The organism is Amycolatopsis rubida (genome assembly GCF_900115345.1).
GTDB lineage: Bacteria > Actinomycetota > Actinomycetes > Mycobacteriales > Pseudonocardiaceae > Amycolatopsis > Amycolatopsis rubida.
Genome location: NZ_FOWC01000015.1, coordinates 108,832 through 133,496, shown reverse-complemented (window position 1 = coordinate 133,496; position 24,665 = coordinate 108,832). Strand labels below are relative to the sequence as shown.

Below are 24,665 nucleotides of genomic sequence, written 5' to 3'. Positions count from 1 at the left end.
GAGACCAGCCGGTCCCGCATGATCCGCATGCGAATCGCGGACCGCGCCGGTTGTGGTGGTACCGGTCGGCTCGGCCACTTCCGCGGCCAGGCTAATCCTTAATGTTCATCGCCATCGTGTAATGGTACCGAGCAATGGTGTAATCACTTAATTCCCGCCGCGTCCATCCCCCGCAGTTCCTTCTTCAGGTCGGAAACCTCGTCGCGCAGCCGGGCGGCCAGTTCGAACTGCAGGTCGCGGGCGGCCTGCATCATCTGGTCGGTCATCTGCTGGATCAGGTCGGCCAGTTCGGCGCGCGGCATCGACGACACGTTCTTGTCGGTGAGCATGCCCGAGCTGCGCACGCGGTCGCCCTGTTCCGGCTTCTTGCCGCGCGAGGCGTTGCGGCCCGAACCGCCGACCGCGACCGCCTCGTCGGAGTCTTCCGCTTCGGTGTAGACGCGGTCGAGGATGTCGGCGATCTTCTTGCGCAGCGGCTGCGGGTCGAGGCCGCGCTCCTCGTTGTAGGCGACCTGCTTGGCGCGGCGGCGGTCGGTCTCGTCGATCGCGTACTGCATCGAATCGGTGATCTTGTCCGCGTACATGTGGACCTCGCCGGACACGTTCCGCGCCGCGCGGCCGATGGTCTGGATCAGCGAGGTTCCGCTGCGCAGGAAGCCTTCCTTGTCCGCGTCGAGGATCGCGACCAGCGACACCTCGGGCAGGTCGAGGCCCTCGCGCAGCAGGTTGATGCCGACCAGGACGTCGTAGTCGCCCGCGCGCAGCTGGCGCAGCAGCTCGACCCGGCGCAGCGTGTCGACCTCCGAGTGCAGGTACCGGACGCGGATGCCCAGCTCCAGCAGGTAGTCCGTGAGGTCCTCGGCCATCTTCTTGGTGAGCGTGGTGACCAGGACCCGCTCGTCCTTGTCCGCGCGCTCGCGGATCTCGTGCACCAGGTCGTCGATCTGGCCCTCGGTGGGCTTCACGACCACCTTCGGGTCGACCAGGCCGGTGGGCCGGATGACCTGCTCGACGAACTCGCCGCCGGTCTGCCCCATCTCGTACGGGCCCGGCGTCGCCGACAGGTACACCGTCTGCCCGATCCGGTCGGAGAACTCCTCCCAGGTGAGCGGCCGGTTGTCGACCGCGCTCGGCAGCCGGAACCCGTAGTCGACCAGGTTGCGCTTGCGGCTCATGTCGCCCTCGTACATGCCGCCGATCTGCGGCACCGTCTGGTGCGATTCGTCGATGACCAGCAGGAAGTCTTCCGGGAAGTAGTCGATCAGCGTGGCGGGCGCGGAACCCGCGCCGCGGCCGTCGATGTGCCGCGAGTAGTTCTCGATGCCGGAGCAGAAGCCGACCTGGCGCATCATCTCGATGTCGTAGGCGGTGCGCATCCGCAGCCGCTGGGCCTCCAGCAGTTTGCCCTGCTTCTCCAGCTCGGCCAGCCGCTCCTCCAGCTCGGCCTCGATGCCGCGGATCGCCTTCTCCATCCGCTCCGGCCCGGCGACGTAGTGCGTGGCCGGGAAGATCCGGACCTCGTCGACCTCGCGCACGATGTCGCCGGTGAGCGGGTGCAGGTAGTACAGCTTGTCGATCTCGTCGCCGAAGAACTCGACGCGGATCGCCAGCTCCTCGTACGCCGGGATGATCTCCACCGTGTCGCCGCGGACGCGGAACGTGCCGCGCGCGAAGGCGATGTCGTTGCGCGAGTACTGCACGTCGACCAGCGCGCGCAGCAGCACGTCGCGCTCCACCGTGCCGCCGACCTCCAGTTTCGTGGACCGGTCGAGGTACGACTGCGGCGTGCCCAGGCCGTAGATGCAGGACACCGACGCGACCACGATGACGTCGCGGCGCGAGAGCAGGTTCATCGTGGCGGAGTGGCGCAGCCGCTCGACGTCGTCGTTGATCGACGAGTCCTTCTCGATGTAGGTGTCCGTCTGCGCGATGTACGCCTCGGGCTGGTAGTAGTCGTAGTAGCTGACGAAGTATTCGACCGCGTTGTGCGGGAACAGTTCGCGCAGTTCGTTGGCCAGCTGCGCGGCCAGCGTCTTGTTCGGGGCCATCACGAGCGTGGGCCGCTGTACGCGTTCGATCAGCCACGCGGTGGTGGCCGATTTGCCGGTGCCGGTGGCGCCCAGCAGCACGACGTCTTTCTCGCCCGCCCTGATCCGGCGTTCGAGATCGTCGATGGCCGCGGGCTGGTCGCCCGCGGGCTGGTACTCGCTGACGACCTCGAACCGGCCGCCTTCACGAGGCACCTCGGAAACGGGGCGGAAGTCGGACTGGGCGAGGACGGGGTGTTCGGTTGCGAAAGCCACGGGAACCAGGGTAGGCCGGGGCACCGACAATTTCCGCGACCCCCGCCTTGAGCTGGGGATCTATCGCCCTGGCGGGCTACCCGAGCAGCCGTGCGGGAACCCTGGGCCCTGCCAGGGCCTTAACCCGGTGCCGCGGGCGCGGTACGAGGTGCACCCGCCCAAGACCGAGGCCGGTACGCCGGATTTGCCCGTTCGTGAGGGAACCCTGAGGGAATCAGATTCCCTCAGGGTTCCCCTCACGAACCTCAAGACGCGCATCAAGCGGGCAGTTCGGCGGAGCCTTCGCGGGTGTCCAGCCGCGGCGCCCGGGGGTCGCTGACCCAGGCCAGCCCCTTCGACGCGGGCAGACACGCCTCGACCACACCCACAGTGCCGCTGCCAAATTCCAGACATGGGGAATCAGAGCCCCGCGGGGTTCCTCTCACAGACCTTCCGGCTCAGCAGCTGCAGCAGTCGCAACCGTCACAGCAATCACAGCAGTCGCAGTCGCAGGCGTTGTCGTGCGGTTTGCCGCTCCACGGGCCCGGGTACGGGTCGCGGCAGCAGAACTGGCAGGAACAGCACATGTAGGTCGCGATCGCGCAGCCGGCGAAGAAGTTCCGGTTTTTCGGCGGGACCGCGAACTTCGGCGCCCAGCAGCCGCCGCCCCTGCCCTCCGGCGAGCCCCCGTCCGCCGGCGGTTCGGGGCCGTCCGGCCCGCCTGGTCCGCCCGGGCCGGACGGCCCCGCAGGACCGCCCGGCCCGCCGGGACCCGGCATTCCGGCAGGTCCGTAACCCGGCGCCGGAGCGCCGTACCCCGGCGGCGGCCCGTACCCAGGCATCCCCGAAGGCGCACCGGCCCCCGGCCCGTACGGCGACTGCCGCGGCGCGGGCCCCGGCCCGATCCACCCGGGCGGCGGCTGCTGACCGTGCAGATGGTGATGCCCGAACGCCCGCCGCACCGCCTGCCGCAGCTCGTGCACCAGCAGCGCGTGCACCAACGCCGAATCGGCGAACTCCGCCTCGCGCAACGCCAGCTCGACCCCGAGCACCGCGTCCGAGCACAGCCGATGCGCCTCGTCCAGCGCGGTTCCCGTGGCCAGCAACGGATTCCAGGACCCGGACGCGGCGTCGGGAGCCAGGTCCTCCACCGCGTCGAGCAGGTGCGCCACCCGGCCGAACAGCCGTCCGGCCTCGGCGAGCGGCGCTCGGTTGCCGGGACGTCCGGCCAGCACCGCGGTCTGCGCGAACGCCGCGGACGACGCCAGCTCGGCCGGTTCGGTCGCCAGCAGCGGCGAGTCCCCGGCACGAATCGCGCGTTCCAGCTCGCCCTGCCGGCCGACGGCTTCGGTCAGTACCGCGGTGTCGAAGCCGATGCCCGCGCCCGTCCGGCCGCCCTGCGCGGCCCAGCGCCGGGCGAGCAGTCTCGCCGCTCCAGCTACCGGACGCCGGGCGAAAGCGCCGTCCCGGTCGGCGACGTGATCGTCCACCTTCGCCGAGGCCAGCACCAGCGACACCGCCGCGGCGAGCCGGGCGCCGTCGCCGACCGCGACCGACGCCGGGCGCATCGACCGCAGCGGGCACGGTCCCGCGCCGCGCCGGGGTCCGCTCGGCGTCTGTGCCTCGACCAGCGCCGACACGATCAGCGCGTCGTAGTTCGTCACGACCCGGGCGAGCTGCCCGTGCTGGTCGCGCAGCGCGAGGCAGAGGCCGCACAGGTGCGCCGTCCAGTCCGCGTGAAGCCGCCCGGCCAGCCGATGCCGGCAGGGTCTGATGATCCCGAACAAGTGCGTGTCCCCCAGGAGAACCGAATGACCCGGGAACTTTAACCCCTCGGCCAGGCCCCTGACCCGGGTTCCGGCGATTCTCCGAAGGGCCGGGGCAAGGCAGGATGGGCGGATGACCGATCTGCACCCGCCCAAGGTCGAGACGTTCGACCCGGCCGCCCGCGTGAACGTCGACAACAAGGGCATCCGCCGCGACGTGGACGAGTTCCGCGAGGAGCCGTTCGGCCTGTACCTGGCGCGGCCCGCGCCGGGGCGGGCGCAGTTCCACTACCTCGAGTCCTGGCTGCTGCCGGGGCTCGGACTGCGGATCACCGACTTCTGGTTCAGCCCCGGCCACGAACGCGACCAGGACTTCTACCTCGACGTCGTGCGCGTGCACCGCGACGGCCCGCGCTGGGTCGCCACCGACCTCTACCTCGACCTCGTGCTCAAGGACAAGATCTCGGTCCGGGTGATCGACACCGACGAACTGCTCGCCGCCGTCGCCGGGAACCTGCTCTCCCAGGAAGAAGGCGAGTACGCGCTCGAAGCCGCCTACGCCGCCGTCGAGGGTCTCGCCGCGCACGGATACGACCTGGCCGCCTGGCTGTCCACAAAGGACATGACACTCGGCTGGCGCAGGCATCCCTAACCGGAAACGGGGGAATTCCCCACCCCGCCCGGCGGTCAGCAGGATTACCCGGGCCACCTCGCCCGGCCACGATCGGCGGTATGGAACGAACCGCACACCAGGTGACGCTCGACCTCGTCCGCTCGCTGTATCGCGAACACGCCGAAGCGTTGCGCGCCGCGAAAGACGCCCAGCACGCGCACCGCCGCGCGCATCCGGCGATGAAGACGCAACTGGACGACGTCGAGGCAGAGATCACCTACCTGCTCCTGCGGTGCCTGCGCCCGGAGAAAGTCGTGGAAATCGGTTCGCTGCACGGGTGGTCGACGAGCTGGATCCTCCGCGCGCTCGCGGACAACGGTGCCGGCAAGCTGACCACGATCGACCTCATCGGCAACGCCACCAAGACTGTCCCGCACGCACTGGCCACGGGCCGCTGGGAGTTCCGCCAAGGCGACGCGCGCACCCTCGCCGTCGATTTGCTGTCCGATGTGAACTATCTGTTCATCGACGCCGATCACGGCGCGCGCTTCGCGAGGTGGTACCTGTCCGAGGTCTTCCCGAAGATCGATGCCGCGGTGAGCGTGCATGACGTGTTCCACCGCGCCACCCCGCTGCCGTTCACCGAAGGCTCCGAAGTGGTGCGCTGGCTGGAAAAAACGCGGACTCCGTACTTCACCGCGGCCCGTGCCCGCGCGAAACACGCGTACGCTCGCCTCAACGAACTCAGGCGTGAACTCGGCGTCGACAGCACCGTGCACACCGGGCGCGACAACCCGATGATCTACTTCCGCATCCACCGATCGGTGGATGCGCGGCGGACAGCCGGTGGACCGGAAGTCGCGCCGTTCCGCTGATCCGACCGGCCCCTCCGGCCGGGATTCTCGAAGACGGCAACCGCTGCGATTCGAGAGGGGACTCCCAGGCAATGCCGGTCATCGAGGTGCGGAACCTCCAGAAACGCTATCGCCGGAAGACAGCGGTGGAAGATGTCTCGTTCACCGTGGAGCAGGGCGAGATCTTCGGGATCCTCGGCCCCAACGGCGCGGGCAAGACCACCACAGTGGAATGCGTCGAGGGCCTGCGCTCCCCCGACGGCGGCACCGTTTCGGTGCTCGGGCTCGACCCGCGGCGCGACGTCCGCGAGCTGCGTCAGCGCCTCGGCGTCCAGCTGCAGGAAAGCCAGCTGCCCGACCGGTTGCGCGTCGGCGAAGTGCTCGACCTGTTCGCCGCGATGTACCGCTCCCCGGCCGATCCCGGGCGGCTGATGGCGCTGCTCGGGCTCACCGAACAACGGAACACCTTCTACCGCAAGCTTTCCGGCGGCCAGCAGCAGCGCGTGTCGATCGCGCTCGCGCTGGTCGGCAGCCCCGAGGTGGTGGTGCTCGACGAACTGACCACCGGTCTCGACCCGCAGGCCCGCCGCGACACCTGGGACCTCGTCGAAGCCGTCCGCGCGGAAGGCGTGACAGTCGTGCTCGTCACGCACTTCATGGAGGAGGCGGAACGGCTGTGCGACCGGATCGCGGTGATCGACGCCGGGCGCGTCGTCGCGACCGACACCCCGGCGGGACTGGTCGGCCGGGCCGGCGGGGAGCAGCGCATCCGGTTCCGCCCGTCCGCGCCGGTCGACCCGCGGGAGCTGACCGGGCTGCCGAGCGTGCTGAAGGTCGAGCGCAGCGGCGCGCATCTCGTGGTGACCGGAGGCGACGGCGCGCTGCAGGCGGTGACTTCGTTCCTCGCCCGCGCCGACGTAGTCGCGGGCGATCTGCGGGTGGAGCAGGCCAGCCTCGACGACGCGTTCGTCGCGCTGACCGGCCGGAAACTGGACTGAGGGGGAACCGGAAGTGTTGTCGAAGCTGACCGTCGCCGAGGCGAAGATCTTCCTCCGCGATCCGGGCGCGCCCGCCGTGGTGCTCGGGATCCCGCTGGCGCTGGTGCTGGTGTTCGGGCTGATGCCGGGATCGCGCGAACCGAGCGCCGAGCACGGCGGCCAGTCGTCGCTGGCCACTTTGATCGCGCCGATGGCGGTGGCGATCCTGCTCGGGATCCTCGCGCTGAACCTGTTCCCCGGCGCAATGGCCGCGCACCGGGAGAAGGGGGTGTTGAAGCGGCTGGCGGCGAGCCCGGTGCCGCCGTCGCGGCTGCTCGCCGCGCAGCTGCTGGTGAACCTCGCCATCGCCGTGGTCGCGATCGTGCTCGTCGTGGGGGTGGGCACGATCGCGCTCGGCATGGCACTGCCGAAGAACCCCGGCGGATTCGTCGCGGTCATGCTGCTGGGCGCGGTCTCGCTGTTCTCGGTGGGCACGCTGCTCGCCGCGTTCGCACCGACCGGCCGCGCGGCGAACGGGCTCGGTGCGGCCGTGTTCTTCCCGATGCTCGCGCTCGGCGGCGTCTGGGTCCCGAAGGAACAGCTGCCGCCGGTGTTGCAGCACGTCGCCGACATCCTGCCGCTCGGCGCGACGCTCGGCAGCCTGCGCGACACCGCTGCCGGACACGCGCCGCACCTGCTGTCCGTGATCGCGCTCGCGGTGGTCGCCATCGTGTGCTCGACGCTCGCCGCCCGATTCTTCCGCTGGGAGTGAGCACGATGACTGCGACACAGGAAGAGGCCGCGACGGCCCGAGCGATCGAGCCGTTCGCCCGGATGCCCGTGCTCGGCATCGCCGCGCTGATGGCGGTGCCGCTGGCGCTCACCGCGAACAACTACGGCTACTTCGGCGACGAGCTGTACTTCCTCGCCGCGGGCAAGCACCTCGCGTGGGGTTATGTGGACCAGCCGCCGCTGCTGCCGCTGCTCGCCCGCGCGATGGACACGATCGCGCCGGATTCGCTGTTCGTCCTGCGGGTCCCGACGATGCTGGCGATGCTCGCCGGCGTCGTGTTCGCCGCGCTCATCGCCCGCGAGCTCGGCGGCCGCGCCCGCGCGCAGGCGATCACCGCCGCGGCCTTCGCCGCCTGCACGAATTTCGTGGCCGGCGGCCACTACCTGGCGACGTCGACCCTGGACCCGTTCCTCTGGACCGTCCTGCTCTGGCTGATCGTCCGCTGGATCCGCACCCGGCGCGACGGCCTGCTGCTGTGGGCCGGGGTCGTCACCGCGCTCGCGCTGTACGTGAAGTTCCTGATCGGCGGCTTCTGGATCGTCGCCGGGATCGCGCTGCTGATCTGCGGTCCGCGCGAACTGCTGCGCCGCCCGCTGCTGTGGGCGGGCGCGGCGATCGCCGCGCTGGCACTGGTCCCGACGCTGGTGTGGCAGGCGCAGCACGGCTGGCCGCAGCTCGGCATGGGCGCGGCGATCTCGCACGAGGTCGGCGAAAGCTGGGGCGGACGGCTCACCTGGATCCCGCAGGTGCTGCTGCTCGCCGGCGTCCCGGCGGGCATCGTGCTGCTGGGCTACGGCCTGTGGCGGCTGCTGCGTTCGCCGCGGCTCCGCTCCTACCGCTTCCTTGCCTGGACCACGCTCGCGCTCGCCGTGGTGTTCATCGCGGTGAACGGCCGCTCGTACTACATCGCGGGCATGTTCGCGCCGTGCTGGGCGGCCGCGGCGGTGGAACTGGAGAACGGGCGGGCGTCGCGGTGGTGGCGCTGGATCCCGACGTGGCCGGTCTTCGTGCTTTCCGCGCTGCTGATGCTGCCCGCCGCGCTGCCGGTGTGGCCGCATTCCTGGGTCGAGAAGAACCCGTCGCTGCCCACACCTGCCTTTTCGTTCGGCGAGGTCGGCTGGCCGGAAGGCGCGCAGTCGGTCGCCACGGCATTCCATCGCGTGCCCGACCCGGCACACACCGCGATCGTCGGCGAGACCTACTGGACCGCGAGCGCGCTCGACCGCTACGGCCCGGACCTCGGCCTGCCCGAACCGGCCAGCCCGAACCGCGGGTACGCCACGCTGGCCGTCCCGCCCGATTCGGCACGCGACGTCCTGTTCGTCGGAGCCGACCCCCGGCCGTTGCTCGGCCGCTTCGCCCATCTCGAACCGGTCGGCGCGGTCACGACCGGCAGCGCGAAGCCGAGTGTGCTCGACGGCACCCCATTGTGGCTGGCCACCGCGAGGCTGCGGCCGTGGGCGGAAATCTGGCCCGAGCTGGCGAACACCGGGACTTGACCGGCGTCACCCGCAGTAGGACGGGGGCTGGCCTCGCCCGTAGGGTGCGGGCAAGGCCAGCCCCCCGATCCGCCGACAGGGAGCAGGATGGATGCCGTGACCACGGCCACCGCACCGAGCACGCCCGGGCGCGCGCTCGCCGGGTTCGCCCGGCGGCCGGTACTCCTGCTCGCCGCGGGGACCGCCGCCGTACTCCTCGCCACCGCCGGCCGCTACGGCTACTTCGGCGACGAGCTGTACTTCCTCGCCGCGGGCAAGCACCTCGCGTGGGGCTACGCGGACCAGCCGCCGGTGCTGCCGTGGCTCGCCTGGCTGGCGAACTCGATCGCGCCGGGCTCGCTCGTCGTGTTCCGGATCCCGGCGATCCTGGCGACCGCCGCGGGCGTGGTGTTCACCGCGCTCATCGCCCGCGAAATGGGCGGCGAACGCAAGGCGCAGACCCGCGCCGCCGCGGCGTACGCGGTCTGCGGGCAGTTCGTCGGCAGCGGCCACTACCTCGCGACGTCCACTGTGGACCCTCTGCTGTGGACGGTCGTGCTGTGGCTGCTGGTGCGCTGGATCCGCACCCGCGACGACAACCTGCTGCTGTGGCTCGGCGTCGCGACGGCGGCCGGGCTGAACGTGAAGTTCCTGATCGGCGGGTTCTGGGCAGTCACCGCGATCACCGCGCTCGTCTTCGGGCCGCGGGACCTGGTGCGCCGCCCCAAACTGTGGGCCGGCGCGGCGATCGCCGCTGTCGCGTGCGTGCCGACGTTGCTCTGGCAAGCCTCGAACGGCTGGCCGCAGCTGGGCATGGGCGACGCGGTGTCGCGCGAGGTCGAGGAAGCGGGCGGCCGGGCGATGTTCGTGCCCGCGCTGCTCGCCGGAGCCGGTCTGGTCATCGGCGCGCTGGGCGTCCTGTACGGGCTGGCGGTGCTGCTCGGCAGCGCCCGGCTGCGGGCGTACCGGTTCCTCGGCTGGACCGCGCTCGGCGTCTTCGTGATCTTCCTGATCGGCAACGGCCGGTTTTATTACGCCGCTGGCACTTTCGGCATCCTGTGGGCAGCCGCCGCGGTGCATCTGCAGGACCGGCGGCCCGCGTTGTGGTGGCGCTGGGTGCCGACGTGGCCGCTGTTCGTCCTCTCCGCGCTCTACAGCCTGCCCTACGCGCTCCCGGTGTGGCCGGTGCAGTGGCTGGTCGAGCACCCGGCCGCGCCGCGCCCGGCGTACGCGGCGGAGGAATACGGCTGGCCGGATCTGGCCGCGTCCGTCGCCAAGCAGTACCGCGCGCTGCCGCCGGAGGAACGGACCCGCACCGCGCTCGTCACCGGCGGGTACTGGCAAGCCGGCGCGCTCGGCCGGTACGGGCCCGATCAGGGCTTGCCCGAGGCGTACAGCGCCAGCCGCGGATTCTGGTACTTCGGCCGCCCGGGCGACAACGCCGACACCGTGCTGTTCGTCGGCCGCGAACCGGCGAAGCTGGCGGCGCACTTCCGGTCCGCGCGCGTCGTCGGCGAGGTCGGCAACCGGCTCGGCGTCCCGAACTCCAGCCAGCACCTGCCGATCTGGCTGCTCGAAGGCCGGATCGGCGGCTGGGCGCAGATCTGGCCGCAGCTGAAGGACCTCAAGGCGTGAGACTCGACGACGTCCGGGACGTCAAACTCGACTGGCGGGGTTCGATGATGCCGCCGGCCACGCCCGGCCCGAGCGATCCGCCGGTGCGATGGCACCGCTGCTTCAGCTGGGCCGAGACGGTGCTCGCCTGGGTTCTGCTGATCGTCCCGACGCTGCTCAGCGCACTGAGCGATCAGGCAGCCGAACACCGGGACACCACGCTGCTTCTCGCCGGCGGGGCCGCGGTCTGGCTGGGGCTGACGACTGTCGCGCTGCGGGGGAAGCTGCGCGACCACCCGCTCGCCGCGGTCGCGATGTTCGCCGGGGTCGTCACGTTCGGCTCGATCCTCCAGTACCGGGAAGCGTACTTCCTGATCTTCATGGTCTACGGGTTCTTCGCGGCGATGCGGATGAAGCCGATGCTGGTCGCGTTTCTGGGCGTCGGCATCACGTCGCTGCTGATCAACACCATGACGCTCGGCGGGCCGCTTCACGCCCTGTCGGTTTCGCCGGGCATCTGGGGCACCGTGGTGGTCGTGCAGACCGTGGCGATCGGCGGCGGTGGCGCGCTTTTCGCCGCGGTGGGCAGGCAGAGCCAGGAACGCAAGCAGGCGCTTGAGCGGCTGGCGGCGGCCGAGGCGGAGAACCGCGGGCTCCAGCGGCAGCTGCTCGCGCAGGCACGCGAGGCAGGAGTGCTCGACGAGCGGCAGCGCCTGAGCCAGGAAATCCACGACACGCTCGCGCAGGGATTCACCGGGATCATCACCCAGCTCGAAGCCGCCGCCCAAGCCCGCGCCGACGCGGCGGAATGGGAACGCCACCTCGCCGCGGCCACCCAGCTCGCGCGGGAAAACCTCACCGCCGCCCGGCGTTCGGTCGCCGCTTTGCACCCGGAACCGCTCGAAACCGCCACGCTGCCCGAAGCGCTCGCCGAGGTCGCCCGGCTGTGGAGCGAACGCACCGGCGTGCCCGCGGAATTCTCGGCCACCGGGACCGCCGTCCCGCTGCATCCGGAGCTGGAGGCCACCCTGCTGCGGGTCACCCAGGAAGCACTGTCCAATGTGGCCAAACACGCGCGGGCCAGCCGGGCCGGGATCACTCTGTCGTACCTGGGCGACGAAGTGATCCTCGACGCGCGCGACGACGGCGTCGGCTTCGACCCGGCGCATCCGCCCACGCCGCCGTCGGCCGAAGGCGGGCACGGCCTGCCCGGCATGCGGCAGCGTGCGGAGCGGCTCGCCGGCACCCTGCACGTCGAATCCGAGCCGGGCGGCGGCACCGCGATCTCGGCGCGCCTGCCCGCGATCCCGTCTGCGACACTGGATCCGACCGAGGGGGCTTCATGACCATCACGCTGCTCATCGCCGACGACCACCCGATCGTCCGGGACGGGCTGCGCGGCATCTTCACCGGCGAGCGCGGTTTCGAGGTGCTGGGCGAGGCCGCGCACGGAGCCGAGGCGGTCACGCTCGCCGAGGCCCTTCGCCCGGATGTCGTCCTGATGGACCTGCGGATGCCCGGCACCGACGGCGTCGCCGCGATCACCGAACTCGCCCGCCTCGGCAACCCCGCGCGCGTGCTCGTGCTGACCACCTACGACACCGATTCCGACGTGCTGCCCGCGATCGAGGCGGGCGCGACCGGTTACCTGCTGAAGGATTCGCCGCGCGAGGAACTGTTCCGCGCCGTCCGCGCCGCCGCGCGCGGCGAGGCAGTCCTCTCCCCCGCGGTCGCGAGCCGGATCATGGGCCAGATGCGCGCACCGGCCCAGGAACCGTTGTCGCAGCGGGAAATCGAGGTGCTGAACCTCGTCGCGCGCGGGTCGACGAACAAGGAAGCGGCGAAAAAGCTGTTCATCAGCGAGGCGACGGTGAAGACACACCTGCTGCACGCGTACGCGAAGCTCGGCGTGAAGGACCGGGCGGCCGCGGTGGCGGTGGCTTTCGAACGCGGTTTGATCGGGTCCTAGCCCCGGCTCGGCCGTCGCGGTGCGGACCCGGATGGCTTCGGTCTCGTCGAGGTCCGTGAAGGGCCCGTCGACGGGGCGCGAACCCCGCGCACTACTGAGAAACCCCATGCCGCATTGGAGTTTTCTCAGTAGCTGCGGCGATGCGCAGCATCCGGCCGGGTCGGGTCCCGCTCGCCCGAGCCCGACCGGAGCCAGCGGCCAAGGGCGGCTTCGCGCACTGCGCCCGCGCGGGCTCTCGCCCCGGCCGCCGCAGGCCCGGCGTGCGGTGGCGAGGTCTGTGCAGGAGAAAACCGCCCGGCGCGCCGCAGCACCCCGACCAGCACCATTACCGCGAACCCCGCCGCGCACCGCAACCACCGAGAAACCTCAGCGGGCCGCTTTCAGCTCCACAGGACTTCGGAGCGGGATGCTGCCCGGGCGACCACTGCGGCGACGAATTCCCTCCCCGGCAACGGATCCAGCTTCCGACCGTCCCGGAGCCGAGGTGCGATCAGATCCGCGGCGGCCTCTCGCGGGCCGATCACCGCCTGGTACGGCACCAGCCGGCGGTCGCGGATGCGAGAGCCCAGACTCCCCCGGTCCGCCGCGACGACTTCGGCGCGCAACCCGGCGTCCATCGCCTCCTCCGCGACCGCTTCGGCCGCCGGAAGTTCCGCGTCGCCGACCGGAAGCACCGCGACCTGCACCGGGGCCAGCCACGGCGGGAACGCGCCGCCGTGCACCTCGATCAGGTGTGCCAGCACGCGTTCCAGGCTGCCGAGCACCGCGCGGTGCACCAGGACCGGCCGGTGCGCGCGGCCGTCCGGGCCGACGTATTCGAGCCCGAACCGCTTCGGCTGGTGCAGGTCGATCTGGACGGTGGACAGGGTCGATTCGCGGCCGGAACTGTCGGCGATCTGGACGTCGATCTTCGGGCCGTAGAACGCGGCTTCGCCCGGACCGCGTTCGTACTCGATGCCCTCGAGTGCGTCGACGAGCACCTCGGCCGCGCGCTCCCACGCGTCGGCGGCACCGGCGTACTTACCGCGGTTGTCCGGCAAGGAAAGGCGGTAGCGCGCGGGTTTCAGGCCGAGGTCCCGGTACCCGCGGCGGATCAGCGCGAGCGCACCCCGCACCTCCGCGCCGACCTGCTCGGGAAGGCAGAAGATGTGCGCGTCGTTCAACTGGATCGCGCGCACCCGGCTGAGCCCGCCGAGGACGCCGGACAGTTCGGCGCGGTACATCCCGCCGAGTTCGGCCAGCCGCAGCGGCAGTTCGCGGTGGCTGTGCGCGCGGGACCGGTAGATCAGCGCGTGGTGCGGGCACAGGCTCGGCCGCAGCACGACCTGCTCGCCGCCGAGATCCATCGGCGGGAACATGTCGTCGCGGTAATGCGCCCAGTGGCCGGAAAGCTCGTAGAGCTCGCGTTTCCCCAGCACCGGCGACACCACGTGCCGGTAGCCGGCGCGGCGTTCGACCTCGCGGACGTACTCCTCCAGCACGTGCCGCACGGCGGCTCCGCCGGGCAGCAGATACGGCAGTCCGGCCCCGATCAGCGGGTCGCTGCCGAACAGGCCGAGTTCCCGGCCGAGTGTGCGGTGGTCAGGCATGGCGGTCTCCTCACGGAAGGCGAGGCGAGCGCACAACAGAGCCCGGGGCGCTCGCCCCGGGCTCGAAATGGCAGTGTTCAGCGCGCCGGGACGGGATCCGGCGTCGTCGTGGACGGGGCGCGCTTCATACCGCGAACGGTAACCCCGCGCCCGGCGGGCCCGCACCTGGTTTTCCGGCTCAGGGCTTCCAGCCGCTTTGCCCGGCCCACTTCTCCGCGCGCACGAACGCCTCGTTGACCCAGCCCTGCTTCTCTTCCGCGTACTGCTCGACCGTGCCGTCCGCGGCATGCTTGCGCGCCAGTTCTTCCTTCACCCGCGCGTAGCTGTCGCGCTCGTCCGGATGCGCGCGGATCCAGTCGCGGAACATCAGCGCGAGCCGCCACGCCGGGGTTTCGGTGGACCGGACGTGCAGGTTGACCGGCCGCTTCGGGTCGGCGCTCTGGTGGAACCGCTTGACCCACTTCCCGTCGCCGCCCTGCGGGTCGTCCCACCATTCGCCTTCGCGGCGCGGGAAACCGGCGTCGGCGAGATCCTCGGCGATCGCGTCCGCATCGTCCAAAGAGGACACTGTGAGCTGGAGGTCGAGGATGTCCTTGGCGGGCAGCCCCGGCACCGCGGTGGACCCGATGTGGTCCGCGCGCACCAGCCGCGAACCCGCGATCTGCCGCAGCCGCGCCAGCCGGCGTTCGGCCTGCAAGGGCCAGCCCGAGTCGTACGGCGAGATCACCGGCGAGGCGGGCGGACGCGGTTTGCGCAGCCGGAGGTTCGCCTCGAACGGAATCAGCCGGTCCGCCCACAACGCGTCCACCTCGGCGAGCACAACGTCCGGCGTGCCGCCGTTGTCGAGCCAGACGTCCGCGACGGCGCGACGCTGTTCCTCCGCGGCCTGCGCCCGGATCCGCGCCCGCGCGTCGGCTTCGGGCATGCCGCGCACCTCGACGAGCCGGCGCACTCGCACCTCCACCGGCGCGTCGACCACCAGGACCAGGTGATACGCGGGCGCGAGGTCGTTCTCCACCAGCAGCGGCACGTCGTGCACCACGATCGCGTCGTCGGCCGCCCCGGCCATCAGCTCGCCGGTGCGCTGCCCGACCAGCGGATGCACGATCGAGTTCAGCCGGTTGCGCGATTCGTCGTCCGCGAACGCGCGCGCGGCGAGCGCGGGACGGTCCAGCGAACCGTCCTCCGCGAGGATTTCCTCGCCGAACGCTTCGGCCAGCGCGGCCAGCCCGGGCGTGCCCGGCTCCACGACCTCGCGCGCGATGCGGTCGGAGTCGATGACGACGGCCCCGTGTTCGGCCAGCCGGTTCGCCACCGTCGACTTCCCCGCACCGATCCCGCCCGTCAGGCCCACTCGCAGCATGGCCACACCTTACTTGTGCCGATGGCCGCTCATCCGGCCACAGCCACGGCCGAACGACGTCGCGGCAACCGTCACGTTCCCCAGCAGGGTCGGCCTGCTTGTGGTCGGTTGGGCAACGAGCCCGCCGTCACCCGCTCAGGCGACGCCGGACCCCCTGCACGTGCAGCCGCACACGTACCCGCACACCCTCCGCGCAAACGCAAGCACATTTTCGGGCGTAGCCGAACTGATGTGGGTGACACGCCGCGCGCTTGCGCTGTTTTCGCGGGTCGAGTGCGTACCGTGCGCGGCGGAAGGGTCGCCCACACGGAGGAACAATGGCGGAGAAGCACGTCGGGAAGCACCGGCTCGGCACCCCGGGTCTGGTGCACTGCGTCTCCTATCGCCAGGTCTCGGACGCATTGGCGGAGTACCGGCGCACGTGGTTCAGCGCGCTGCTCGTGCCCGCGAAGCACAGTCTGGCCGGCCTCCGCCGTCGTGCCCGCGAAGCCGCACTGGAACGCGCCTGGGTCCCCTCGGTTTCGCTGGAACGCGCCTGACCCTCCCCGCCTGGTTTCTCCGCCGCCGCGACGAAGATCGGTGAAGGACTCCTTCACCGGCCAGCCAGGATCAGATGGCGTGGGTTTCGATCGCGATCTCGTGGCTCAGCGTGCGGTGCACCGGGCATTTGTCCGCGATGTCCAGCAATCGCGCGCGCTGGGCGTCGTCGAGGTCGCCTTCCAGGGAGATTTCCCGGGTGATCCGGCTGATCAGCCCGGCCTCGGTCTCGCAGCGTTCGCAGTCGCGGGCGTGCACCCGGTCGTGCCGGAGCCGGACGGTCGTGCGGGCCAGCGGGATTCCCTTGCGGTCGGCGTACATCCGCAGCGTCATCGACGTGCAGGCGCCGAGCGCGGACAGCAAAAGATCGTACGGCGTGGGACCGGCGTCCGCGCCGCCCGCGCCCGTCGGTTCGTCGGCGAGGAATTCGTGGCCTGCGGTCGTGACTCGCTGGGTGTAGCGGCCGCTCCCGGCATCGGTGACGACGACAGTGCCGGGTTCCGGCTGGGTCATGGGGGACGGATTCCTTCCGCTCGGCACTGCCCGCCCGCTCCGGGCGGTCGCCTGTGGACGGTCCGGGAACGACGTTCCCAAGAAGCCGTGAATATCGTATCTTCTGCTTGCGAGAAGCGGACGCGCTTGCCGCGGAGCACGGGCAAAAGGGGGTGGGAGATGGCCACCCGGCATCTCTCGACACGGCCGGCGGAGCAGCACAACCGCGGCCGGTTCCTCGACGCGGCGCTGACCGTCCTCAGCGAGCGAGGCGTCGCCGGGTTGACGGTGCGCGCGGTGGCCGAACAGGCCGGGGCGTCCACGATCACGGTGTACACGCGCTTCGGCGGCCGCACCGGCCTGCTGGACGCCTTGTACGAACGGGCTTTCGACCTGCTGGGCGAGGAACTGCGCGCCGCTCCGCAGTCCGGCGGCGACGGAATCGCCGACCTGGTCGAGGTCGCACTCGCCTACCGCCGGTTCGCGCTGGAAAGCCCGGCCCGCTACGGCTTGATGTTCGAGCGTTCGGTGCACGACTACGACCCGGACCCGGCGTTGCGGTCGGGAGTGCTGCGCACCAGTTTCGCCGAGTTCGTCGCGAAGATCGACCGGGTCTGCCCGCCGGGAGTCCTCGCGCAGGAATGCGGTTATCTGCTCTGGACCTCCATGCACGGGCTGGTGAGCGTCGAGCTGACGATCCGCTCGCAAAGCCCGCTCGACGACTGGTTCCTCAGCTCCGACGAATCCGCGCACGAAACCATCTACCGCCGGGGAGTGCACGCGACGATCGACGGACTCGGCCTGCGCACCTGACCCGCGCACGGCACGGGCAACAGCTCGGCCCGGTGTTCGAGCCTTCCGTGCACGACTACGACCCGGACCCGGCGTTGCGGTCGGGGGGTGCCGCGCACGAGTTCGTCGCGAGAACCGACCGGGTCTGCCCGCCCGACGTCCTCGCACAGCCGCGCGGCGACCGCCGGTTGCGCGGCCGACCAGCGCGAAAAGACCCGGAAAACAGTTCGGCCCCGGTCCAGGTGAACCGGGGCCGAACGTGTCAGAGACTCAGCGAGTCAGTCGCTCACGCGCCGCCCGACAGCTTCTCGCGCAGAGCCGCGAGCTGCTCGTCGCTGGCGAGCGTGCCGCCGCTCTTCGCCTCGACCGGGGCGGACGAGGTGTAGCTCTGGTCGCCGCCCTCGATGCCGGTGGCAGCGTCGGCAGCGGCTTCGGCGTCGGCCTCGGCGGCCTTCTTGACCTGGGCCATGTGCGCCTCGTAGCGCGTGTGGGCCTCGGCGTACTGCCGCTCCCACTCCTCGCGCTGCTTGTCGAAGCCTTCCTGCCACTCCTGCGTGTCCGGGTCGAAGCCTTCGGGGTAGATGTAGTTGCCCTCGGCGTCGTACTCGGCGGCCATGCCGTACTGGGTGGGGTCGAACTCGGTCTCCGGCGTGACGCCCTCGTTCGCCTGCTTCAGCGACAGCGAGATGCGACGGCGCTCGAGGTCGATGTCGATGACCTTGACCATGACGTCGCCGTTGACCTGCACGACCTGCTCCGGGATCTCCACGTGGCGCTCGGCCAGCTCGGAGATGTGCACCAGGCCCTCGATGCCCTCCTCGACGCGGACGAACGCGCCGAACGGGACGAGCTTGGTGACCTTGCCCGGCACGATCTGGCCGATCGCGTGGGTGCGGGCGAACTGGCGCCACGGGTCTTCCTGGGTCGCCTTCAGCGACAGCGAGACGCGCTCGCGGTCCATGTCGACGTCCAGGACCTCGACCGTGACCTCCTGGCCGACCTCGACGACCTCGGACGGGTGGTCGATGTGCTTCCAGGACAGCTCGGAGACGTGCACCAGGCCGTCGACGCCGCCCAGGTCCACGAAGGCGCCGAAGTTGACGATGGAGGACACGACGCCCTTGCGGACCTGGCCCTTGGCGAGCGCGTTGAGGAACTCGCTGCGCACCTCGGACTGGGTCTGCTCCAGGTAGGCGCGCCGCGACAAAACCACGTTGTTGCGGTTCTTGTCCAGCTCGATGATCTTCGCCTCGAGCTCGCGGCCCACGTAGGGCTGCAGGTCGCGCACGCGGCGCATCTCGACCAGCGACGCGGGCAGGAAGCCGCGCAGGCCGATGTCCAGGATGAGGCCGCCCTTGACGACCTCGATGACGGTGCCCTTGACGGGCTCGTCCTTCTCCTTGAGCTCCTCGATCGTGCCCCAGGCGCGCTCGTACTGGGCGCGCTTCTTGGACAGGATCAGACGGCCTTCCTTGTCCTCCTTCTGGAGGACAAGGGCTTCGACCTCATCGCCGACGGCGACAACCTCGGCCGGGTCGACATCGTGCTTGATGGACAGCTCGCGCGAGGGGATGACGCCCTCGGTCTTGTACCCGATGTCGAGCAGGACCTCGTCGCGGTCGACCTTGACGATGGTGCCCTCGACGATGTCCCCATCGTTGAAGTACTTGATCGTCTTGTCGATAGCCGCGAGGAAGTCTTCCTCCGACCCGATGTCGTTGATGGCGACCTGCGGGGCCCCGGTCGGGGCGGTCGGGGCGGTGGCGGTGTCGGTGGTCATTAGGCGGGTTGCTCCGGTGGATGGGTGTCGTAGGTGGACGTGAAGTTGGCTACCGGCGGTGCACGCGGCGGGCCCCGCAACTGGCATGCGACGACCCTGCTCAAACGTCCGGTGACCAAACGTTCCACCAGTGAACGACCGCGGCATGACCCGCTGACGATGCGCGGCCCCGGTGGGTAGTCACCCAGGCAGCGCGAACCCCACTGCGCTAACACGTATCGTACGCGGGCCTGTCCGGGGGACACAATCAGGGTCGCCCTCGGCTCCCGGTACCTTCTTCGCAACGTTTCCGCCGGTCCGGGCATTCCCCGCGCCCAGCCGGCCGCACCCGGGAGAGGAGACCCGCATGCCCGAGCCCGCCGCGGCACCGGCGGCCCTGTCCGGCGACCGCCACGCGAGTGCAGAGGAACGGCTCGGCACCGTCGGCGTCGCCCATCGCGAAGTCGGCGGAAACGAAGCGGAAGCGGCGAATCTGGCCTGGTGGGACGCGGATGCCGACGACTACCAGGCCACCCACGGCGGATTCCTCGGCGACGCCGATTTCGTCTGGTGCCCGGAGGGCGTGCGCGAAGAGGACGCGCGACTGCTCGGCGACGTGCGCGGCAAGCGAGTGCTCGAAGTCGGCTGCGGACAGGCCGCGTGCTCGCGCTGGCTCGCGGCCGCCGGAGCCGAACCCGTCGCCACCGACCTGTCCGGCGGCATGCTCCGCCACGCCCGCGAAGGGAACGCCCGCACCGGCGCGGCGGTCCCCCTCGTGCAGGCGAACGCCGAGCGGCTTCCGTTCGCCGCGGCGAGCTTCGACATCGCGTGCTCCGCGTTCGGCGCGCTCCCCTTCGTGCCGTCGCTGGAGACCGTGTTCGGCGAAGTGCGCCGGGTGCTGCGCCCCGGCGCGCCATGGGTGTTCTCGGTGACCCACCCGATGCGGTGGATCTTTCCGGACGATCCCGGGCCGCAGGGGCTCACCGCGACCCAGCCCTACTTCGACCGCACGCCATACGTCGAGGTGGACGACGACGGCACGGCGACGTACGTCGAATACCACCGCACGCTCGGGGACTACGTGCGCGCGCTCGCCTCCGAAGGCTACGCGCTGGAAGACCTCGTCGAGCCGGAATGGCCGCAGGGCCACACCCGCGCCTGGGGCCAGTGGAGCCCGCTGCGCGGCAGGCTGTTCCCCGGCACCGCCATCTTCCGCACGCGCCGCGACTGACCGGCTACGCTGCGGCAGTGAGCTCCGCAGGCCGATTCGCCGAACTCGACCCGCTCCTGCCGCCGCCCGTCCCGCTCGCGAGCGGCGACCGGCTGCGCGCGGTGACCGCGTCGGGCACGCAGGTTTCCGCGATGCTCCAGCGCTACCGGCACGGTCCGGGCGACGTTCCCCTGCTGTGGTCGGCGGCCGAGGTGTGGCAGCTGTTCCCGGATCCGGAAACGGCAGGCACCGAAGCGTTCGACGCGCTGCTCGGCGCACTGCGGTCCCAAGTGGACACCGAAGCGCCGGGCGCCGATTCGGCGTGCGTCGTCACCTGGCCGAGCCGCGACGCCGAGGCCATCCGGGCCTTTCTCGACCACGGGCTGGTCCCGTTGTCCGCATTGGCCGTTCGCCCCGCCGTCGCACCGGAAGACACCGCTGCCGACGCGTCGATCCGCCTCGCCGGACCGGACGACTACCCCGCGGCGCTGGCCTTGTGCACGGCGACCTTCGACTACACCGGCCTGGTCGCGCACCGGAAACGCGAACAGACCGCGGAACTGCTCGGCCCGGCGCTGCGCCGCGCGCTCGGCGAGAAGGCGACCTGGCTCGCCGAGGCCGACGGCGAGGTGGCGGCGCTCGCGCAATGCGACTGGGTCGAATCCATGCCCGGGAACGAGGCCGCCGAACTGCTGCCGACCGGCCGGTGGGGGTACGTGAACAACGTCGTCACCGCCCCGGGCAGCCGCGGCCGCGGGATCGGCCGCGCACTGATGGCCCGCGCACACCGCGAACTGCTGAACCAGGGCGCGACCGGCACCTACCTCTACTACAACCCGACCAATCCCCTGTCGTCGGTGTTCTGGCACCGGCAGGGCTACCGGCCGCTGTGGACGTCCTGGGAAGCGCACCCTGCGTGGGCCCTGCGCTGAGCCCGCCGCTCTTTGGTGTGACGTCCGGCGAGCCGCCTTGCCGACGCCTCCAGGTCAGGTCTAACTTTTGAACTGACTAGTCAGTTCAAAATCCGTGGAGTGTGTCCTGTGCAGGTCCGTGCCGACCGGGTGTCCCTGAAGGGCCCCCACGGCCCCTTGTTGCCGCCTACCTCGCTCACCGTCGAGGAGGGCTGCCTCACCGTCGTGCACGGCGAACCGGGCGTCGGCATCACCGCGCTGGCGCTGGCGCTGGCCGGACGGCTGAAGCCGACCACCGGCACCGTGACCGCCGAACCGGAGGGCGACCTGCGGCGGCTCGTGGCCGTCGTGGACGCGCCGGGGGTCAGCGAGCCGGACGAGGCCTTGTCGCTGCGCGTCGTCACCGGCGAAGAACTGGCGCTCGCACACCGTCCTTCCAGCAAGGATGCTGTCACAGCTTGGCTCTCCCAGCACGACGCGGCTCCGTATGCCGACAGCCGGTTCGAGAACCTCGAACCGGCGTTGCGCATCCGGCTGCTCACCGCGCTGGCCGCCGAACGCGACGGGGTGCGCGTGCTCGTCCTCGACACGCCCGACCGGCACACCAGCGACGTCGAGACCTGGACCGCGGTCGCGAAGGAGCACGCCGCGCGCGGGTTCGCGGTGGCCGTGCTCGCCGCGACGACGCCGGAGCCGGCGCTTCCGTTCCCGCCCGCCAAGGTCGGCGAGGCCGAGCAGCCGGACCCGGTCCGGCTGTACGCCCCGCCGGAACCCGCCGAAGCCGAGCAGACCAAGCAGCTCCCGGAAACCGCCGAACTGACCGCCGAAACCGAGAACTCCGAGGGAGACCGGGCATGACCACCCCCCACAAGCGGGCCGGCGGACTGAACGCGTTCCGGATCGCGCTCAACGAGCTGCGCAGGCTGTCCACCGGGACGCTGCCGAAGCTCGCCATGTTCGCGCTCGTGATGGTGCCGCTGCTGTACGCGTCGTTCTACCTCTACGCGAACTACGACCCGTACGGCCGTCTCGACAAGCTGCCCGCCGCCGTGTTCACCGAGGACGCGGGCGCGAAGGACTCCGGCGGGGCCGAGCGCAACGTCGGCCGCGAGGTCACCGACGAACTGGTGAAGTCCGGCACCTTCCAGTGGCACCAAGTGTCCGAAAAGGACGCTCGGGACGGCGTGCGGGACGACAAGTACTCCTTCGCCATCGGCATCCCGCACGACTTCTCGAAGGCGCTGCTGTCGTCCGGCAATTTCGAGCCGCAGCAGGCGACCATCACGCTGACCACCAACGACGCCAACAACTATCTGTCCGGCACCATCGCGAAACAGGTGGCCGACCAGGTCCGCAAGACGATCGCGGAGAAGGTGGGCAGCGAGGCGGCGGACAAGTTCCTCGTCGGCTTCTCCACCATCTACGGCAAGATCTCCGAGGCCACCGACGGTGCCAAGCAGCTTGCCGACGGAGCGGGGAAACTCCAGACCGGGCAACATCAACTGGCCGACGGAGCGAGCCAGCTCGCGACCGGTTCGGCCAGCCTCGCCACCGGATTGGGCACGCTCACATCGAGCACCGCGCAGCTGCCGAGCCAGACGCAGAAGCTCGCCGACGGCGCGGGCCAGGTGGCCGACGGCAACCAGAAGGTCGCGGACGCCTCGTCGCTGGCCGCGTCCGCGTCGAGCGACCTGCAAAGCCGTCTCGACAGTTACCGCTCCCAGCTGAACACGCAACTGCACGACGCCGGGCTCTCCGACAGCCAGGTCAACGACATCCTCTCCCGCCTCGACCAGCTTCGTTCCCCGGTCAACGAGGCGAACGGGAAGATCCAGTCCGCGAACGGAGACCTGCAGAAGCTCTCCAGCGGCGCCCGGCAGGTGTCCGACGGGGCGCATCAGCTCGCGTCGGCCTCGCCGCAGCTGGCCAGCGGGATCGCGCAGGCGTCCGACGGCGCGAAGCAGCTGCGCGACGGCGCGGCGAAGCTCAACGACGGCGAGAAGACCGCGGTCACCGGCACCGACCAGCTCGCCGACGGTTCGGTGAAGCTGCGCGACGGACTGGCCGCCGGACTGAAGCAGATCCCGAACCCGGACGACCCGACCCGGACCGCCACCGCGAACACGATCGCCGACCCGGTCGCGGTCACGTCGAACGGCGTCGCGTCCGCGGGCACCTACGGGGCCGGGCTCGCGCCGTTCTTCATCTCGCTGGCCACCTGGATCGGCGCGTTCGTGCTGTTCCTGCTGATCCGCCCGCTGTCGAAGCGCGCGCTCACCGCCGGGGCGTCCCCGCTGCGGGTCGCGCTCGGCGGCTGGATGTCCTCGGCCGTGCTGGGGCTGGGGCAGGTGATCGTGCTGTTCGCCGCGGTGACCTGGCTGGTCGGCATCCACGTGGCGCATCCGCTGGGCGCGATCGGCTTCGCCTGCCTGGTGTCGCTGGCCTTCACCTCGATCGTGCACGCGCTGAACGCGCTCTTCGGCGCGGTCGGCAAGTTCCTCGGGCTCGTGCTGCTGGTGCTGCAGCTGGTGAGCGCGGGCGGCACGTTCCCGTGGCAGACGATCCCGGACGCGCTCTATCCGCTGCACATCGTGCTGCCCATGGGCTACGCCATCGACGGCTTCCGGCACCTGCTGTATTCCGGCGCTTCGCTGCAGATCCTCGGTGACGTAGGGGTGCTGGCCGCCTACCTCGTCGGCGGGATCCTGCTGTCCACTCTCGCGGCGCGCAAACACCGGGTGTGGTCGGTCTCGGCACTCAAGCCCGAGCTGAGCCTGTGAGAGAAACGACCAAACGGAAGCTCTTCGAGGCCACCTTGCGGCTTTCGGCCAGCCGCGGGCTGGTCGGGCTGACGGTGGACGACATAGCGGCTGAGGCCGGGGTCGCCAAGGGCACCGTTTATTACAACTTCGGGTCCAAGGACGGGCTGGTCGACGCGCTGCTGCGGTTCGGCGTGGATCTGCTCGCCGGGCGGTTGCGGGCGGCGGGGTCGGATGACGATCCGCTGGCGGTGATCGAGGCCCAGGTGGATACGACGCTGGAGTTCATCGCGGAGTATCCCGGGTTTTCGCAGATCGTGGTCAGCGAGTTGTGGCATACGCCCGGGCGGTGGCATGACACGTTGGCGTTGCTGCGGGAGGAACTGATCGCTGTCGTGAAGGCGCAGCTGGAGCGATTGGACGCGGCTGGGCGGTTGCCCGCCGGGTTGGATATCGCTACTGCTGCGGCCGGGTTGTTCGGGACGATGCTCGTGGTGGCGCTGGATTGGCAGGTGTTCCATCCCGCGCGGGACCGGGCGGACGTGCTCGGGTCGGTGATGTTGTTGATTCGCGGGGTCAAGAGGTGACGTGGCGGGGCCCGGCTTTCCGCGCCGGGCCCCTGGGGGTCAGTGGCAGTTCGCGCAGCAGCCGCAGCCCTTGCCGGTGCAGGCGGAGCAGCATCCGTGCCGCAGGACGGTCTGGAACAGGCGTTTGATCATTGCTCGGTCCTTCCGGGTCGGTCGTTCCCGCGTGAGTCACGCTAAGTGGGGTCGCGGTCACGGGGGTACCGCTGACCGGGCAAGCGGGCGGGTGAATCCCGGATGGTGGTCGTCTCGGCTCGTCGCCTGACGGCGACATCGCGCCTGGCGCTCGTGAGACAACGCCTGCGGTTTCCGGGCCGTGAGGG

21 protein-coding genes are annotated in these 24,665 nt (G+C 70.7%); 15 read left to right on the top strand and 6 right to left on the bottom strand.

Going from position 1 to position 24,665, the window contains the following annotated elements; translation table 11 throughout:
- Positions 1–143: 143 nt before the first annotated feature.
- Positions 144–2,303 carry an excinuclease ABC subunit UvrB gene (gene uvrB / locus BM362_RS37755; RefSeq protein WP_067582068.1) on the bottom strand — a complete coding sequence of 720 codons (2,160 nt, stop codon included), beginning with the start codon at positions 2,301–2,303 and terminating at the stop codon, positions 144–146.
- A 437-nt stretch (positions 2,304–2,740) separates the two neighbouring features.
- Positions 2,741–4,069 (bottom strand): DUF5685 family protein, encoded by a 1,329-nt coding sequence (locus BM362_RS37750; RefSeq protein ID WP_093576408.1) that lies wholly within the window; start codon positions 4,067–4,069, stop codon positions 2,741–2,743.
- Between the two features lie 112 nt (positions 4,070–4,181).
- Here BM362_RS37750 and BM362_RS37745 point away from each other — a divergent pair, with 112 nt between their 5' ends.
- The 8 genes from BM362_RS37745 (at position 4,182) to BM362_RS37710 (ending at position 12,346) form a co-directional block, all read left to right on the top strand.
- The gene (locus tag BM362_RS37745; protein WP_067582066.1) at positions 4,182–4,700 is read left to right on the top strand and encodes a ribonuclease FAU-1 family protein; all 519 of its coding nucleotides are present in this window, start codon (positions 4,182–4,184) and stop codon (positions 4,698–4,700) included.
- 80 nt (positions 4,701–4,780) lie between these two features.
- Complete coding sequence (locus tag BM362_RS37740) at positions 4,781–5,536, top strand: class I SAM-dependent methyltransferase (RefSeq protein ID WP_093576407.1); 756 nt, start codon at positions 4,781–4,783, stop codon at positions 5,534–5,536.
- Between the two features lie 71 nt (positions 5,537–5,607).
- On the top strand, positions 5,608–6,513 hold the full coding sequence (locus tag BM362_RS37735) for an ABC transporter ATP-binding protein (protein ID WP_093576406.1): 906 nt from the start codon (positions 5,608–5,610) through the stop codon (positions 6,511–6,513).
- Positions 6,514–6,526: 13 nt separating this feature from the next.
- The gene (locus BM362_RS37730) at positions 6,527–7,264 is read left to right on the top strand and encodes an ABC transporter permease (protein WP_093576405.1); all 738 of its coding nucleotides are present in this window, start codon (positions 6,527–6,529) and stop codon (positions 7,262–7,264) included.
- Between the two features lie 5 nt (positions 7,265–7,269).
- Complete coding sequence (locus tag BM362_RS37725; RefSeq protein ID WP_167545587.1) at positions 7,270–8,784, top strand: ArnT family glycosyltransferase; 1,515 nt, start codon at positions 7,270–7,272, stop codon at positions 8,782–8,784.
- A 96-nt stretch (positions 8,785–8,880) separates the two neighbouring features.
- On the top strand, positions 8,881–10,398 hold the full coding sequence (locus BM362_RS37720) for an ArnT family glycosyltransferase (RefSeq protein WP_425285758.1): 1,518 nt from the start codon (positions 8,881–8,883) through the stop codon (positions 10,396–10,398).
- Positions 10,395–11,723: a sensor histidine kinase gene (locus BM362_RS37715; protein ID WP_244287414.1), complete on the top strand. Its 1,329-nt coding sequence runs from the start codon at positions 10,395–10,397 to the stop codon at positions 11,721–11,723. The genes BM362_RS37720 and BM362_RS37715 overlap by 4 nt, the downstream gene beginning before the upstream one ends.
- Entirely contained in the window at positions 11,720–12,346 is a 627-nt protein-coding gene (locus BM362_RS37710) for a response regulator (protein ID WP_037818105.1), read from the top strand. Before BM362_RS37715 ends, BM362_RS37710 begins: the two co-directional genes overlap by 4 nt.
- Before the next feature lie 380 nt (positions 12,347–12,726).
- Here the strand turns inward: BM362_RS37710 and thrS are convergent, their stop codons facing one another.
- Together thrS and coaE are read right to left on the bottom strand one after the other, a co-directional pair.
- Positions 12,727–14,223: a threonine--tRNA ligase gene (gene thrS / locus BM362_RS37705; protein ID WP_280142768.1), complete on the bottom strand. Its 1,497-nt coding sequence runs from the start codon at positions 14,221–14,223 to the stop codon at positions 12,727–12,729.
- On the bottom strand, positions 14,114–15,298 hold the full coding sequence (gene coaE, locus BM362_RS37700; protein ID WP_093576402.1) for a dephospho-CoA kinase: 1,185 nt from the start codon (positions 15,296–15,298) through the stop codon (positions 14,114–14,116). The genes thrS and coaE overlap by 110 nt, the downstream gene beginning before the upstream one ends.
- A 317-nt stretch (positions 15,299–15,615) precedes the next feature.
- On the opposite strand from coaE, the gene BM362_RS37695 reads away from it, so the two are divergent.
- A complete protein-coding gene (locus tag BM362_RS37695; protein WP_037818102.1) occupies positions 15,616–15,837 on the top strand; it encodes a hypothetical protein in 222 nt (73 codons plus the stop codon).
- Positions 15,838–15,907: 70 nt separating this feature from the next.
- Here the strand turns inward: BM362_RS37695 and BM362_RS37690 are convergent, their stop codons facing one another.
- Positions 15,908–16,348 carry an OsmC family protein gene (locus BM362_RS37690; protein ID WP_067582036.1) on the bottom strand — a complete coding sequence of 147 codons (441 nt, stop codon included), beginning with the start codon at positions 16,346–16,348 and terminating at the stop codon, positions 15,908–15,910.
- A gap of 159 nt (positions 16,349–16,507) precedes the next feature.
- Here BM362_RS37690 and BM362_RS37685 point away from each other — a divergent pair, with 159 nt between their 5' ends.
- Complete coding sequence (locus BM362_RS37685; RefSeq protein ID WP_067582033.1) at positions 16,508–17,140, top strand: TetR/AcrR family transcriptional regulator; 633 nt, start codon at positions 16,508–16,510, stop codon at positions 17,138–17,140.
- A gap of 265 nt (positions 17,141–17,405) precedes the next feature.
- Here the strand turns inward: BM362_RS37685 and rpsA are convergent, their stop codons facing one another.
- Positions 17,406–18,899: a 30S ribosomal protein S1 gene (rpsA, locus tag BM362_RS37675; protein WP_037818097.1), complete on the bottom strand. Its 1,494-nt coding sequence runs from the start codon at positions 18,897–18,899 to the stop codon at positions 17,406–17,408.
- A gap of 346 nt (positions 18,900–19,245) precedes the next feature.
- Between rpsA and BM362_RS37670 the strand changes: the two genes are divergently transcribed.
- From BM362_RS37670 to BM362_RS37650, 5 genes are all read left to right on the top strand, one after another.
- Positions 19,246–20,109, top strand: a complete 864-nt coding sequence (locus tag BM362_RS37670; RefSeq protein WP_093576401.1) for a class I SAM-dependent methyltransferase — start codon at positions 19,246–19,248, stop codon at positions 20,107–20,109.
- 17 nt (positions 20,110–20,126) lie between these two features.
- Entirely contained in the window at positions 20,127–21,020 is an 894-nt protein-coding gene (locus tag BM362_RS37665; protein WP_244287413.1) for a GNAT family N-acetyltransferase, read from the top strand.
- 108 nt (positions 21,021–21,128) lie between these two features.
- On the top strand, positions 21,129–21,857 hold the full coding sequence (locus tag BM362_RS37660) for an ABC transporter ATP-binding protein (protein ID WP_093576400.1): 729 nt from the start codon (positions 21,129–21,131) through the stop codon (positions 21,855–21,857).
- A 26-nt stretch (positions 21,858–21,883) separates the two neighbouring features.
- On the top strand, positions 21,884–23,779 hold the full coding sequence (locus BM362_RS37655) for a YhgE/Pip domain-containing protein (RefSeq protein WP_093576450.1): 1,896 nt from the start codon (positions 21,884–21,886) through the stop codon (positions 23,777–23,779).
- On the top strand, positions 23,776–24,345 hold the full coding sequence (locus tag BM362_RS37650; protein WP_067582020.1) for a TetR/AcrR family transcriptional regulator: 570 nt from the start codon (positions 23,776–23,778) through the stop codon (positions 24,343–24,345). The genes BM362_RS37655 and BM362_RS37650 overlap by 4 nt, the downstream gene beginning before the upstream one ends.
- Positions 24,346–24,665: the final 320 nt, after the last annotated feature.

What these genes read in the sequence shown, in the direction of transcription:
- BM362_RS37670 (WP_093576401.1), top strand. Translation starts at nt 19,246, where the DNA reads ATGCCCGAGCCCGCCGCGGCACCGGCGGCCCTGTCCGGCGACCGCCAC.
- rpsA (WP_037818097.1), bottom strand. Translation starts at nt 18,899, where the DNA reads ATGACCACCGACACCGCCACCGCCCCGACCGCCCCGACCGGGGCCCCG.
- BM362_RS37685 (WP_067582033.1), top strand. Translation starts at nt 16,508, where the DNA reads ATGGCCACCCGGCATCTCTCGACACGGCCGGCGGAGCAGCACAACCGC.
- BM362_RS37695 (WP_037818102.1), top strand. Translation starts at nt 15,616, where the DNA reads ATGGCGGAGAAGCACGTCGGGAAGCACCGGCTCGGCACCCCGGGTCTG.
- BM362_RS37725 (WP_167545587.1), top strand. Translation starts at nt 7,270, where the DNA reads ATGACTGCGACACAGGAAGAGGCCGCGACGGCCCGAGCGATCGAGCCG.
- BM362_RS37745 (WP_067582066.1), top strand. Translation starts at nt 4,182, where the DNA reads ATGACCGATCTGCACCCGCCCAAGGTCGAGACGTTCGACCCGGCCGCC.
- coaE (WP_093576402.1), bottom strand. Translation starts at nt 15,298, where the DNA reads ATGCTGCGAGTGGGCCTGACGGGCGGGATCGGTGCGGGGAAGTCGACG.
- BM362_RS37690 (WP_067582036.1), bottom strand. Translation starts at nt 16,348, where the DNA reads ATGACCCAGCCGGAACCCGGCACTGTCGTCGTCACCGATGCCGGGAGC.
- BM362_RS37740 (WP_093576407.1), top strand. Translation starts at nt 4,781, where the DNA reads ATGGAACGAACCGCACACCAGGTGACGCTCGACCTCGTCCGCTCGCTG.
- thrS (WP_280142768.1), bottom strand. Translation starts at nt 14,223, where the DNA reads ATGCCGCGGACGGCACGGTCGAGCAGTACGCGGAAGAGAAGCAGGGCT.
- BM362_RS37735 (WP_093576406.1), top strand. Translation starts at nt 5,608, where the DNA reads ATGCCGGTCATCGAGGTGCGGAACCTCCAGAAACGCTATCGCCGGAAG.
- BM362_RS37710 (WP_037818105.1), top strand. Translation starts at nt 11,720, where the DNA reads ATGACCATCACGCTGCTCATCGCCGACGACCACCCGATCGTCCGGGAC.